Genomic DNA, 12621 nt, shown 5'->3' with positions numbered 1-12621 from the left:
CTGTTCAACTTTGCGGCCTCAATCCCTGTGAAAGTCCGAACATGAACAGTAACAAGTCATGATCAGGTTGTGTGGCCACGGCTGCTTTGGCAACCCGTGGCAACGGACAGTGAGCGCCATCGTTCACTGCACTGAGGACTTGCGTGCGGGGCTGCTCCCAAGCCGCCACCGCCAATGAAGCAACTGCCAAGGCTCCTAGAAGAAACACACCTCGTGCAATTTCGAGTTTCATCGCTATAAACCCTTGATAGCGCTGCCAAACGCCGTCTCATAAAAGTAGACCAGATTCTTCCAGTCTGTATCGCTGAACGACGAGTGGCGACGCAGCTGCTTCATGTCATGGGCGGCGGCACGCTGGGCGGTCAAACGCTGGCGGCACTTTTCAAGATCGATCAACGCCACTTCCACCGTGGCCGCATCCCCTTCGCCAGTCACCCGCACGAATACGTGTTTGATGTAGATGCAGCTGTGCTGCCAGCGCCCCTTGTGCATGCGGGCCAGGTTCTCGGCCAGTTCCTTGAGGACGCGCTCGTGTACCACTTCGCCATGACGCTCGCGACCGCCACCGGCATACCAGTGTTCGATTTCCTCAAAGCCATCCAGAGACTTGGTAACCAGCAACGCGCGCCATTTGTGCACCGGGTCCCGTTGGGCACCACAGAACACCATTTCCGGCACGCGCACGCCGAGCGCCGTCAAACCGATCAGCGCATCCTGCTCGCGCAATACGGTCGGTCGGCCGAACGGGTGCAACCAACTGCGGTAGATATGCCCGGTCTGACGCTTGGCATACAGCAGTTGCCCGTCGTTGCCCCGGACGCGCTGCACGCCACTTTCCCCGCCGCGACGGACGTTGGGTTCTTCTACCCATTCACCGCGCTGATTCCAGAAATAGTCGAAGCGGTCCTGGGAAGCGACTTCCGTTTCTGCTGCACATTGCACTGCCATCCTGTTACCTCTTGCGTAATACGTAAACTCGCCACATGGCATAGAGCGGTAAAAAGTCCAGTTGTTCCTGGATACGAAAACCCGCCTGTTCGAACTCCTTTTCAACCGTGGTGGCCGGTAACACAAAGCGATTTTGGTAACCTTCCTGCCCGCGCTTTTTCTCGGCGCGCTTGCGCTTCCAGGCCTTGAAATTGCCGTCCACCCACAACGAAATGATCACGCTGTCACGGGTGACACGCTCGAATTCGCGCAGGATGGCCAGTCGATGCTCGGCTTCCCCGATGTGATGGAGCAAACGCATGCAAAAAATGCTGTCGACGGCGTTATCAGGCAAAGCAATGTCGAATGCAGAAGTGTGCAAGGGTTGTACCCGTTTCACCACTTCAGCCGGCTGCGACTGGGTCGCAATTTTCAACATTGATTCGGAGTTGTCGGCTCCGATGATCACCCGATTGGGCTTTTCTGCCAGTAACGGCCAGAAACGCCCGGCACCACTGGGTAAATCGAGGACCAAACCAGGCTCGCCGGCCAGGGTCAGCGCCTTGCGTGCCAGTTGTTCGTCACGCCAATGGGACAATCGACGACCGAGACCGTCCTGGTGCTTGCGCAAATATTTTTGCGCGTGTTGATCGTCGTACTTTTCCGAAAAATCCAGCTTGATCGGGCCCGTCATATCAAATGCTCCTGAATTGCTGATGGCAACCACCTTAGGTAGCGTCATGTCAGCGTCAGGTCATGACTTTGTGAAAACTTCGTTGTGTACAATCACCAAGTATTTCAGGGTTTTACAAGGATTGGATAGTGGCGCGGGGCCACCGCCTTTCAATCAGGCCCGAGGCTTACCCAATTCCACTTCAAAACGGCAGCCGTTTGGTTCCATGGTGGTCAGGCTGACGGTCCAGCCCTGGCTCTCACAGATCCGCTGCACCAGCGACAAGCCCAGCCCCAGGCCTTCGCCACGTTTTTCGGAGCCCCGCACAAAGGGTTCGAACATCGCCTCGCGCTTTTCTTCCGGAATACCGACACCGCTGTCCTCGACGACGAACCCGGTACCTCTCAGGGTGAGGCGAATGAACCCGGTTTCGGTGTAGTGCAGAGCATTGCGCAACAGGTTGCCCATGACCGCATGCAACAGCGTCGCGTTGTAGCCCTGATTCGCAGGACTTCCCCGCTCGAAGTCCAGCGTCAAGCCCTTGGACTCGATCGGCTCACGCCAGAGATTGAGCAGCCCGTCAGCCACCTGGCTGACCGTCTGCTGCGGGGACATGCTGGCGTCTTCATGCTGGGCACGGGCAAGCATCAGGAAGGTTTGCACCAACTCACGCATTTCCTCACAGGCCCTGGCGATGCGCTCGACCTGGGCGCGACCGCGCTGGTCGATGCCAGGGTTTTCCAGCAGCAATTCGCAGGAACTGGCCAAGACCATCAGCGGGGTGCGCAACTCATGACTGACGTCACTGGTGAACAGGCGCTCACGGGTCAAAGCCTGGCGCAGACGTCCGAGCGTGGCGTCGAAGGCCACCGCCAGTTCGCCCACTTCGTCCGCGGCGTAGTCGGGCGCCAAGGGCGGCGCCAAACCCAATAACTGATCGCGATGCCGTACTTGCCGAGCCAGCCGCACCACGGGCGCCATGACTTTGCGCGCCAGGATCCAGCCGAGAAAAACCGCCAGTGCCAGGCTCAGGACGAAGCCCACCAGCACCACGGCAAACAGCACCCGCTCACGCTCCTCGAAATCACTCTGATCCTGCAACAGCACGTACCGCCGGCCGTCGACGACTTCGACCATCGCGTGATACGAGAGCTGCTCGCGAAACACTTCGTGAAAACCCGGTTCCAGGTGACGCAGGTCCTTGGGCAACTCGAAGTCCCCTGGCCCGCCACTGAAATAGAACAGCTGGTCGGGCTCCGGGCGGTGGCTCCAGTCCGAGACGCTGTCCATCAGCAATAGCCGTTGCAAGTCGCCGCCCAGGCCTGCCGAAATCAGTTTCTCTTCCACCAGGTGCACGGTCGCCACGATGCCCATGGCGAAGGCCCCGGCCACCAGCGCGCTCATCAGCGCAAAGGCAATGATGATCCGTTGAGCAAGGCTCTGCTTAAACTCCATCACGGCCCTCGGCCAAGCGATAACCCACACCGTGCACGGTTTGCAGCAAAGGCTTGGCAAAAGGCTTGTCGATCACCTGGCGCAGTTGATGAACGTGGCTGCGCAGGCTGTCGCTGTCCGGGCAATCATCGCCCCACAGGGCTTCTTCAAGGATTTCGCGGCGCAGCACGTGGGGGCTTTTCTGCATCAGCACCGCCAGCAACTTGAGGCCGACCGGATTGAGTTTCAGCAGGCGGCCTTCGCGTGTCACTTCCAGGGTGTCGAGGTCGTAGTTCAGGTCGCCGACCTGCAGGGTACGCCGCCCGCCGCCCTGGGCCCGACGCATGACCGCTTCGATGCGTGCCGCCAGTTCGGACAGGGCGAAAGGTTTGATCAAGTAGTCGTCGGCGCCGGACTTGAAGCCCTGCAAGCGGTCATCCAATTGATCCCGGGCGGTGAGCATGATCACCGGCGTATCACGGCGGGCGTCTTCACGCAGGCGCTTGCACAAGGTATAGCCGTCAATGCCGGGCAGCATGATGTCGAGCACGATCAAGTCGTAATGCTCGGTGGCCGCCAGGTGCAGTCCCGACAAACCATCCTGCGCGCAATCCACGGTGTAGCCCTTGAGCCCCAGGTAGTCCGCCAGATTGGCGAGGATATCGCGGTTGTCTTCAACCAATAGAATTCGCATGGGCACTCCTCCGTACACAGTAACGGCCATCTTCGGCTCGCGCAGCTTACGGCCAAGCGCAGCGCAGGGCTAGGGCCGAAGACCGGATCCATCCATTCGTCCAACAAAATGAAAGACTTAACAAGTTTTTCACTATCGGTTCACAACCTGACTACAGTGGCCCGGTGAAACTCCCGCGCCATTGATATAAGGAATGTAGCCAATGGACTTTTTCAAGACAGCGCCTATGCGCTTTCTGCTGCTCGTCACCAGCGCCTGGCTGGTGATTTTCTCTTTGACCCGGACCGTTCTGCTGCTCACTCACCTGGATGAGGCCGGTAGCGGTTTTGTGTCGGTTTTTGCCATCGGATTTCTTTACGACCTCGGGTTCATTGCCTATGCGGCTTTGCCGATGGGCCTCTACCTGCTGCTCTGCCCGCCCGCCTTGTGGCGTCGCCGGGGCCATCGCTGGTTACTGCAAGGGCTGTTGACCGTCAGCCTGTTTGCCATGCTGTTCACGTCCGTGGCCGAATGGTTGTTCTGGGACGAGTTCGGCGTGCGTTTCAACTTCATCGCCGTGGATTACCTGGTGTATTCCGATGAAGTCTTGAACAACCTGCTGGAGTCGTACCCGATCGGCACGTTGCTGAGCATCCTCGCCGTGCTGGCCGTGGCCCTGAGCTTCGCGTTGCGCAGGGCCTTCAATGCGGCACTGGACGCACCGCTGCCGCCACTGCGTCGACGCCTGGTCAATGCCTTGGGCTTGTTGATCGTCGCCGGCCTGAGCCTGCAACTGCTCAGCCAGGACGCACCGCGCGCCCAGGGTGGCAACGCCTATCAAAATGAATTGGCAAGCAATGGCCCGTACCAGTTCTTCGCCGCGTTTCGCAACAATGAGCTGGACTACCCGCAGTTCTACAAAAGTCTGCCGCCCGACGTCGTGGCCCAGCAGATTCGCGCCGAACTGAGCGAACCTAACGCACAGTTCGTTGGCCAGGACCCACAAGACATCCGCCGCAACATCGATAACCCGGGCACCCCGCGCAAACCCAACATCGTGCTGGTGACCATCGAAAGTTTCAGCGCCAAGTACATGGGCAGCAACGGCGACGAGCGCAACCTGACGCCCAACCTGGATGCCCTGCGCAAACAGAGCCTGTACTTCAATAATTTCTACGCCACCGGCACCCGCACCGATCGCGGCCTGGAAGCCATTACCCTGGCCATCCCGCCGACGCCGGGCCGTTCGATCGTCAAGCGCGTGGGCCGTGAAAGCGGTTTCGCCAGCCTCGGCCAGCAGCTCGGTGCCGTGGGTTACGACAGCGTGTTCGTGTATGGCGGGCGTGGTTACTTCGACAATATGAACGCGTTTTTCAGCGGTAACGGTTATCGCGTGGTTGACCAGAGCAGCGTCGATGAAGCGCAAATTCACTTCAAGAACGCCTGGGGTATGGCTGACGAAGATCTCTACACCCAGACCCTGAAACTGGCCGACGCCGACTACGCCAAACAGCAGCCCTTTCTGCTGCAACTGATGACCACCTCCAATCATCGGCCTTACACCTATCCGGACAATCGCATCGACATCAAGTCCGGCAACGGTCGAGACGGCGCGGTGAAGTACACCGACTATGCCATCGGCCAGTTTCTGGAACAGGCGCGGCAAAAGCCGTGGTTCGACAATACGATTTTCGTGTTCGTCGCCGACCACACCGCAGGCAGCGCCGGTAAGGAAGACTTGCCGATCAGCAACTATCAGATTCCGTTGTTCATCTACGCGCCGAAGCTGATCGAGGCCCGGGAAACCGCACAACTGGCGAGCCAGATTGATCTGGCGCCGACGTTGCTGGGCTTGCTGAACCTGGATTACCAATCGACATTTTTCGGGCGCAATCTGTTGCAGGACAATCCCCTGCCACCGCGCGTCGTGGTCGGCAATTATCAGCACCTGGGGTTGTTCGACGGCAAGGATCTGGCGATCCTGAGTCCGCGCCAGGGCCTGCGCCGGCATGACGACGCACTGACCGAAAGCCGCGAATCGAAGGCCGAGGCCAGCGACCCGTTGATCACCCGCGCCATCACGTACTACCAAAGCGCCAGTTATGGCTTCAAGCAACAGCTGCTTGGCTGGAAAGCGCCCAAGGAGGGCACGCCCCAGGTCAGCGTACGTTAACCGAATGACCCCGGGCTGATGCCCCGGGGCTTTTTCCTACGTTCAGGATCCACCATGTCATCAACTGCTGTTCGCCCCGTGTCCAGGCCGCTCAATTTCTGGGTGTGCCTCGGGGTTCCCGCCATCGCGGCCATCGTGCTGCTGCTGCTCGAACTGACCGATCTGGACATGAATCTGGCCAGGTACTTTTATGATCCGGCGGCCGGGGACTTCATTGGCCGCCACAGCTACTTCCTCGAAGACATCCTGCATGACCGGGCCAAACAGGTGGTCATCGCTTTCTCGGTGTTTGCGGTGATCGGTTTCATCTGCGCGTTTTTTGTCGACAAGCTCAAACCGTTCAAACGGGAGCTGGGTTGCCTGGTGCTGTCGTTGGGCCTGGCCACGTCCTTTGTCACCCCGGTCAAAGTGGTGACAGCGGTGCAATGCCCATGGAGCCTGGAACAGTTCGGCGGCCATGAAACCTACAGCGAACTGCTGAGCCCGCGCCCACACACCGACAAACCGGGCCGCTGCTGGCCGGGTGGTCATGCGGCAACTGGTTTTACGCTGTTTGCGCTGTTCTTTGTGCTGCGCGACCGCCGTCCACGGCTGGCGCGCAAGGCGTTTATCTTTGCCGCGGCGCTGGGCACGGTGTTTTCCATCAGCCGGATGATGCAGGGCGCGCACTTCTTCTCGCACAACGTGTGGACGGCGATTTTCTGCTGGTTGATTTGTCTGGGGTCGTATTACTACATCCTGTATCGACCGGCGGGCAAGGCTGAACGGGTTACCAAGACGCAATCGGTCAGCGTCTGAGCTGACGTCTTCGCGGGCAAGCCTCGCTCCTACAGGATCGTGGTTGTCATCGCGATTGATGACACAACACCTCCCCCTGCAGGAGCGAGGCTTGCCCGCGAAGAGGCCGTAAGAATCAACATACCTTTTGACCAATAATAAAAAACCCCGCCTGCTTTCGCAGGCGGGGTTTTTTTACAGGGGTAAGGCTGGCTTACATCATGCCGCCCATGCCACCCATACCGCCCATGTCTGGCATACCGCCGCCAGCACCGCCTTCTTCCTTGATCTCGGCGATCATGGCTTCGGTGGTGATCATCAGGCTGGCGATGGAAGCCGCTGCCTGAAGCGCCGAACGCGTCACTTTAGCCGGGTCCAGGATGCCCATTTCGATCATGTCGCCGTATTCGCCGGTAGCAGCGTTGTAACCGTAGTTACCCGAACCCTGCTTGACCTTGTCGACTACAACGCTTGGCTCGTCGCCGGAGTTGGCAACGATCTGGCGCAGTGGCGCTTCAACAGCGCGACGCAGCAACTGGATACCAACGTCTTGATCAGCGTTGTCGCCTTTCAGTTCGGAGATAGCCTGCAGAGCGCGAACCAGTGCCACGCCGCCGCCAGGTACCACGCCTTCTTCAACGGCTGCACGGGTAGCGTGCAGGGCGTCTTCAACGCGGGCTTTCTTCTCTTTCATTTCGACTTCGGAACCAGCGCCAACCTTGATCACTGCAACGCCGCCGGACAGCTTGGCCAGACGCTCTTGCAGTTTTTCACGGTCGTAGTCGGACGAAGTGTCAGCCACTTGCTGACGGATTTGCAGAACGCGAGCCTGGATATCAGTCTCAACGCCAGCGCCGTCGATCACGGTGGTGTTTTCTTTGGACAGGATCACGCGCTTGGCATTACCCAGGTGTTCCAGGGTAGTGCTTTCCAGGCTCAGACCGATCTCTTCGGAGATAACGGTACCGCCAGTCAGGACAGCGATGTCCTGCAGCATGGCCTTGCGACGGTCGCCGAAGCCCGGAGCCTTGACGGCTGCGACTTTAACGATGCCACGCATGTTGTTCACAACCAGAGTCGCCAGGGCTTCGCCTTCAACGTCTTCGGCCACGATCAGCAGTGGACGGCCGGCTTTGGCAACGGCTTCCAGTACTGGCAACATTTCGCGGATGTTCGAGATCTTTTTGTCGACCAGCAGGATCAGTGGACCGTCGAGCTCGGCGGTCATGGTCTCTGGCTTGTTGACGAAGTACGGGGACAGGTAGCCACGGTCGAACTGCATGCCTTCAACAACCGACAGTTCGTTTTCCAGGCCCGAGCCTTCTTCAACGGTGATCACGCCTTCTTTACCGACTTTTTCCATGGCTTCGGCAATGATGTCGCCGATGGAGTTGTCGGAGTTGGCCGAGATGGTGCCGACCTGAGCGATGGCCTTGGTGTCAGCGCAAGGCTTGGACAGGGCTTTGAGCTCTTTGACGATAGCGATGGTCGCTTTGTCGATGCCGCGCTTCAGGTCCATCGGGTTCATGCCGGCAGCGACGGCTTTCAGGCCTTCGTTGACGATCGATTGAGCCAGAACGGTAGCGGTGGTGGTGCCGTCGCCTGCGTCATCGTTGGCACGGGAGGCAACGTCTTTGACCAGCTGCGCGCCCATGTTTTCGAAACGGTCTTTCAGTTCGATTTCTTTGGCTACGGAAACGCCGTCCTTGGTGATGGTCGGAGCGCCGAAGCTCTTCTCGATGATCACGTTACGGCCTTTAGGGCCCAGGGTCGCTTTTACTGCGTCAGCCAGGACGTTGACACCGGCGAGCATTTTCTTGCGGGCGGAATCGCCGAATTTAACTTCTTTAGCAGCCATGATCGATATTCCTTAAATACTTTGTAGTAGCGGGAAAATGAGCGGGGAATCAGCCTTCGATAACAGCGAGAATCTCGTTCTCAGCCATTACCAGCAGGTCTTCGCCGTCGACTTTCACTGTGTTGCTGCCGGAGTACGGACCGAACACAACCTTGTCACCCACTTTAACGGCCAGTGCACGCACTTCACCGTTGTCCAGCACGCGGCCGGTACCGACAGCGAGGATCTCGCCGCTGTTGGCTTTTTCAGCAGCCGAACCTGGCAGGACGATACCGCCAGCGGTTTTCTTTTCTTCTTCGCTGCGACGGATGACGACGCGGTCATGCAGAGGACGAAGCTTCATTGTCGATCTCTCCTAATTGTGGTTTTCATCGGCCGGTGTATTCCCGGCGGGTTTAACAAATCCGGCGGTGCCGGGTGCGGTTCGTCGAGCGAACCGCGGAAGTCTGTCTGGCATGATCGCCAGAAACCTTGCGGTGACCGTTACATAAGGGCGCATAAGCTTATTACAAGGGCGGGCCAGCAAATTTTTTCATGTTGTTGCCCGCAAATGAACACGGCACCCGAAGGTGCCGCGCAGCTGAAACGCTTTACTTGGGATCGTGGTGTTCGAACTCGCCTTCGATCACGTCGGGCTCGCGGCCCAACGGCTGACGAGGGGCGGGACCGCCCCGCGGTTGCAGGTCATCGGCGAAGGCACGCTGGCGGATGGCAGCCTCTTCAGCGCGCTGGCGCATCTTGTTCGCCAGCAAACGACGCGACAGCGGCAGCAGCATGATCAGGCCCAGCACGTCTGTGACGAAGCCCGGCAGGATCAACAGACCGCCAGCCAAAGCCAGCATCAAACCTTCAAGCATGGTCTGGGCCGGCAGCTCGCCGCGGTTCAGGCTTTCACGGGCACGCAGTGCAGTGGCCAGACCGGCGATCCGCAGCACGAACACGCCGAGCATCGAGCCGAGAATGATCAACAGCAGGGCCGGAAAAAACCCGATGGCCCCGCTGACCTTGACGAATACGAACAGCTCCAACACCGGAAACAGTACAAAGAGCAATAAAAAAGGGCGCATCAAATGGTTCCTCAACGCAAGAATGCCTTGCCAGTGTTCCCTAGATGACGTCGCCACTTCGTGAATTCAAGCGTCGGCCACTTCATTTTTCGGCCAATGCTCGGCGTGAGCCAGGAAAACCAAGGCTTCCCGGACTTGTGTCGGCGTATTACACGGTGCTTGAAACGGCAACCAGTACAGGCCCTGGCCGATGCGCAGGTGCATGCCTTCGGTGTCGATGCCGGCCAGTTGCGCCGGGGCTGTCGTCGGCAGACCGGCTAGCTCGACGTAGTGGGCGATAGCCTTGGCGTGATCGGCATTCATGTGCTCGACCATGCTCACTTCCGCCTTGCCGGCGAACGGGTTGGCCAGGGTCAGTTGATCGACCCAATGTATCGCGCCGAAACCGCCGATGTAGCGATGACGCACCGGTTTGAGCACCCAGAAATCGAAATCGTGGGCCTTGTGGTAACTCTGGGAATCCGGGAAATAACGGTAATAACGCTCGGCCGCCGCGTCGATGGCCGCCTCATCCTCAAGCTTTTCGGCCTCGGCCAGGTACGTCAGGCGACCGACGGCTTGTGCGTCTTCGGCCCCGCGCTCGCCCACGAACAGTGAGCATTTCGGGTCTTTCTGCAAATTGTGGGTGTGCTGGGCGATGCGGCTGATCAGAATCAGCGGTCGGCCCTGCTCGTCCAGGCAGTACGGAACCACCGAGCCAAAGGGGAAACCGGGCATGGCCTTGGAGTGTGTCGAAAGCACTCCGCGGTATTCCTTGAGAAGCAATTCTCGGGCATTCTTGGCCGCTTCAACGCTCAATTTATGACTCCTTATATAGAATCCGTCGAAAAAACGGACAGGCGCCTGGGGATAAGTATCCAGCACGCCATCGGGGCAGTTCTCATGTGCAGCCAGGCCACATCAGGTGCAGATCGAGAGGCCCTCTACAAGGAAATCACTTTCTGACCTGCTATTAGGGCATGCGAATGCAACTCACTGACAAAGTAATCATTATCACTGGCGGTTGCCAGGGTTTAGGCCGTTCGATGGCCGAGTATTTCGCAGGCTTAGGCGCGAAGCTGGCACTGGTCGATCTGAACCAGGAAAAGCTCGACGACACCGTCGCCGCATGCAAAGCCAAGGGCGTCGAGGCTCGCGCTTATCTGTGCAACGTCGCCAATGAAGAGCAAGTGACGCACATGGTTGCCCAGGTGGCCGAAGATTTCGGCGCGATCCATGGCCTGATCAACAACGCCGGGATCCTGCGCGATGGCCTGCTGATCAAGGTCAAGGACGGCGAAATGACCAAGATGAGCCTGGCCCAGTGGCAGGCCGTGATCGACGTCAACCTCACCGGCGTGTTCCTGTGCACCCGTGAAGTGGCGGCGAAAATGATCGAACTGAAAAACAGCGGCGCAATCATCAATATCTCGTCGATTTCCCGGGCCGGCAATGTGGGCCAGACCAACTACTCCGCCGCCAAGGCCGGTGTCGCCGCAGCGACCGTGACCTGGGCCAAGGAACTGGCGCGCTACGGTATTCGCGTGGCAGGCATTGCGCCGGGCTTTATCGAAACCGAGATGACGTTGGGGATGAAGCCGGAAGCGCTGGAGAAGATGACCGCCGGGATTCCGCTCAAGCGCATGGGCAAGCCGGACGAGATCGCCCATTCGGCGGCGTACATTTTCGAGAACGACTATTACACCGGCCGGATTCTGGAGATGGATGGCGGGTTGCGCATCTAACCGCCGTTGCAGGAGCCAGGCTTGCCGGCGAAGGCGTCATCAAGTCCGCTTTCGCCGGCAAGCCTGGCTCCTGCAAAAGATCATCAATCGTCGCTGATGGTGATATTCGGCATCGCCGGTGTCGCCGCTTCCTGCAACACGATCCGCGCGCCGACATGCCGCGCCAGTTCCTGATACACCATCGCAATCGGGCTGTCCGGCTCAGCGATCACCGTTGGCTTGCCGCCATCGGCCTGCTCGCGGATGGCCATCGCCAGTGGCAACGAGGCCAGCAGTTCGACGCCGTATTGGGTGGCCAGTTTTACCCCACCGCCCTCACCGAACAGATGCTCGGCATGGCCGCAGTTGGAGCAGATGTGCACGGCCATGTTTTCCACCACGCCCAGCACCGGAATGTTGACCTTGCGGAACATTTCCACGCCCTTGCGCGCGTCCAGCAGGGCCAGGTCTTGGGGCGTCGTCACGATGACAGCACCGGCCACCGGGACTTTCTGCGCCAGGGTCAACTGGATGTCGCCGGTACCAGGCGGCATGTCGATGACCAGGTAATCCAGGTCGCCCCACGCGGTCTGGGTCACCAGTTGCAACAGCGCACCGGAAACCATCGGCCCACGCCAGACCATCGGCGTGTTGTCGTCGGTCAGGAAGGCCATGGACATCACTTCGACGCCATGGGACTCGATCGGCACGAACCACTTCTGATCCTTGACCTTCGGTCGGGTGCCTTCGGGGATGCCAAACATGATGCCCTGGCTCGGACCGTAGATGTCCGCATCGAGAATCCCGACCTTGGCGCCTTCGCGGGCCAGGGCCAGGGCGAGGTTGGCGGCGGTGGTGGACTTGCCTACGCCCCCCTTGCCGGAGGCCACGGCGACGACGTTCTTGACGTTGGCCAGGCCCGGGATCTGGGCTTGGGCCTTGTGCGCGGCGATCACGCTGGTGATCTCGACACGCGCGGTGACCACGCCGTCCAGCCCTTCAATCGCCATTTGCAGCAACTGTGCCCAGCCGCTTTTGAACAGACCGGCGGCATAACCCAGTTCCAGTTGGACGCTGACGCGATCGCCCTGGATGTCGATGTTGCGCACGCACCCGGCGCTGACCGGATCCTGGTTCAGGTAAGGGTCGGTGTATTGACGAAGGACGGCTTCCACCGCCGCGCGATTGAGGGCGCTCATGGGCAACTCCGATAACAAGACTGGAAAATCAGGCGGGTATCCTACGCCGGACACGGATTTGTGGCGAACAGATTACTGTGGCTGGAGAGCTTCATGTGGCGAGGGGCTTGCCCCCGTTGGATGGCGGAGCCGCCCCA

13 protein-coding genes are annotated in these 12621 nt (G+C 59.3%); 3 read left to right on the top strand and 10 right to left on the bottom strand.

The features are described from left to right. Nucleotides 1-4 precede the first annotated feature (4 nt). The 5 genes from ACZ89E_RS29500 to colR form a co-directional block, all read right to left on the bottom strand. Nucleotides 5-232 carry a hypothetical protein gene (locus ACZ89E_RS29500; RefSeq protein WP_133838174.1) on the bottom strand — a complete coding sequence of 76 codons (228 nt, stop codon included), beginning with the start codon at nucleotides 230-232 and terminating at the stop codon, nucleotides 5-7. 2 nt (nucleotides 233-234) lie between these two features. Then, entirely contained in the window at nucleotides 235-948 is a 714-nt protein-coding gene (locus ACZ89E_RS29495; protein ID WP_476256907.1) for a lipopolysaccharide kinase InaA family protein, read from the bottom strand. Nucleotides 949-952: 4 nt separating this feature from the next. Beyond that, a complete protein-coding gene (locus ACZ89E_RS29490; RefSeq protein ID WP_149658163.1) occupies nucleotides 953-1621 on the bottom strand; it encodes a class I SAM-dependent methyltransferase in 669 nt (222 codons plus the stop codon). Between the two features lie 153 nt (nucleotides 1622-1774). After that, nucleotides 1775-3055, bottom strand: a complete 1281-nt coding sequence (locus ACZ89E_RS29485; protein ID WP_149657965.1) for a sensor histidine kinase — start codon at nucleotides 3053-3055, stop codon at nucleotides 1775-1777. After that, nucleotides 3045-3728 carry a two-component system response regulator ColR gene (gene colR / locus ACZ89E_RS29480; protein ID WP_128872610.1) on the bottom strand — a complete coding sequence of 228 codons (684 nt, stop codon included), beginning with the start codon at nucleotides 3726-3728 and terminating at the stop codon, nucleotides 3045-3047. The genes ACZ89E_RS29485 and colR overlap by 11 nt, the downstream gene beginning before the upstream one ends. A 202-nt stretch (nucleotides 3729-3930) precedes the next feature. Between colR and ACZ89E_RS29475 the strand changes: the two genes are divergently transcribed. Both ACZ89E_RS29475 and ACZ89E_RS29470 read left to right on the top strand, forming a co-directional pair. Beyond that, a complete protein-coding gene (locus tag ACZ89E_RS29475) occupies nucleotides 3931-5880 on the top strand; it encodes an LTA synthase family protein (protein ID WP_463258340.1) in 1950 nt (649 codons plus the stop codon). Between the two features lie 54 nt (nucleotides 5881-5934). Continuing rightward, a complete protein-coding gene (locus ACZ89E_RS29470) occupies nucleotides 5935-6678 on the top strand; it encodes a phosphatase PAP2 family protein (RefSeq protein WP_149657968.1) in 744 nt (247 codons plus the stop codon). Between the two features lie 193 nt (nucleotides 6679-6871). Here the strand turns inward: ACZ89E_RS29470 and groL are convergent, their stop codons facing one another. From groL to ACZ89E_RS29450, 4 genes are all read right to left on the bottom strand, one after another. Beyond that, nucleotides 6872-8515: a chaperonin GroEL gene (gene groL / locus ACZ89E_RS29465; RefSeq protein ID WP_149657969.1), complete on the bottom strand. Its 1644-nt coding sequence runs from the start codon at nucleotides 8513-8515 to the stop codon at nucleotides 6872-6874. Nucleotides 8516-8564: 49 nt separating this feature from the next. Then, nucleotides 8565-8858 carry a co-chaperone GroES gene (locus ACZ89E_RS29460; protein WP_019827816.1) on the bottom strand — a complete coding sequence of 98 codons (294 nt, stop codon included), beginning with the start codon at nucleotides 8856-8858 and terminating at the stop codon, nucleotides 8565-8567. Between the two features lie 247 nt (nucleotides 8859-9105). Further along, nucleotides 9106-9582, bottom strand: a complete 477-nt coding sequence (locus ACZ89E_RS29455; protein ID WP_149657970.1) for an FxsA family protein — start codon at nucleotides 9580-9582, stop codon at nucleotides 9106-9108. A 66-nt stretch (nucleotides 9583-9648) separates the two neighbouring features. Next, complete coding sequence (locus ACZ89E_RS29450; protein ID WP_463258342.1) at nucleotides 9649-10380, bottom strand: HugZ family pyridoxamine 5'-phosphate oxidase; 732 nt, start codon at nucleotides 10378-10380, stop codon at nucleotides 9649-9651. Nucleotides 10381-10547: 167 nt separating this feature from the next. Here ACZ89E_RS29450 and ACZ89E_RS29445 point away from each other — a divergent pair, with 167 nt between their 5' ends. Then, complete coding sequence (locus ACZ89E_RS29445; protein ID WP_476256906.1) at nucleotides 10548-11306, top strand: SDR family oxidoreductase; 759 nt, start codon at nucleotides 10548-10550, stop codon at nucleotides 11304-11306. An 83-nt stretch (nucleotides 11307-11389) separates the two neighbouring features. Here the strand turns inward: ACZ89E_RS29445 and apbC are convergent, their stop codons facing one another. Next, nucleotides 11390-12484: an iron-sulfur cluster carrier protein ApbC gene (apbC, locus tag ACZ89E_RS29440; RefSeq protein WP_149657973.1), complete on the bottom strand. Its 1095-nt coding sequence runs from the start codon at nucleotides 12482-12484 to the stop codon at nucleotides 11390-11392. Between the last annotated feature and the right edge of the window lie 137 nt (nucleotides 12485-12621).

Source organism: Pseudomonas sp. TE3899, assembly GCF_056279105.1.
Note: the sequence above shows the minus strand (reverse complement) of the source record. Positions and strands in the feature narration are given on the sequence as shown.

Coding starts and splice junctions, on each gene's coding strand:
- ACZ89E_RS29445 (WP_476256906.1), top strand. CDS start 10,548: ATGCAACTCACTGACAAAGTAATCATTATCACTGGCGGTTGCCAGGGT.
- ACZ89E_RS29460 (WP_019827816.1), bottom strand. CDS start 8,858: ATGAAGCTTCGTCCTCTGCATGACCGCGTCGTCATCCGTCGCAGCGAA.
- ACZ89E_RS29495 (WP_476256907.1), bottom strand. CDS start 948: ATGGCAGTGCAATGTGCAGCAGAAACGGAAGTCGCTTCCCAGGACCGC.
- ACZ89E_RS29455 (WP_149657970.1), bottom strand. CDS start 9,582: ATGCGCCCTTTTTTATTGCTCTTTGTACTGTTTCCGGTGTTGGAGCTG.
- ACZ89E_RS29475 (WP_463258340.1), top strand. CDS start 3,931: ATGGACTTTTTCAAGACAGCGCCTATGCGCTTTCTGCTGCTCGTCACC.
- apbC (WP_149657973.1), bottom strand. CDS start 12,484: ATGAGCGCCCTCAATCGCGCGGCGGTGGAAGCCGTCCTTCGTCAATAC.
- colR (WP_128872610.1), bottom strand. CDS start 3,728: ATGCGAATTCTATTGGTTGAAGACAACCGCGATATCCTCGCCAATCTG.
- ACZ89E_RS29500 (WP_133838174.1), bottom strand. CDS start 232: ATGAAACTCGAAATTGCACGAGGTGTGTTTCTTCTAGGAGCCTTGGCA.
- ACZ89E_RS29470 (WP_149657968.1), top strand. CDS start 5,935: ATGTCATCAACTGCTGTTCGCCCCGTGTCCAGGCCGCTCAATTTCTGG.
- ACZ89E_RS29485 (WP_149657965.1), bottom strand. CDS start 3,055: ATGGAGTTTAAGCAGAGCCTTGCTCAACGGATCATCATTGCCTTTGCG.
- ACZ89E_RS29490 (WP_149658163.1), bottom strand. CDS start 1,621: ATGACGGGCCCGATCAAGCTGGATTTTTCGGAAAAGTACGACGATCAA.
- groL (WP_149657969.1), bottom strand. CDS start 8,515: ATGGCTGCTAAAGAAGTTAAATTCGGCGATTCCGCCCGCAAGAAAATG.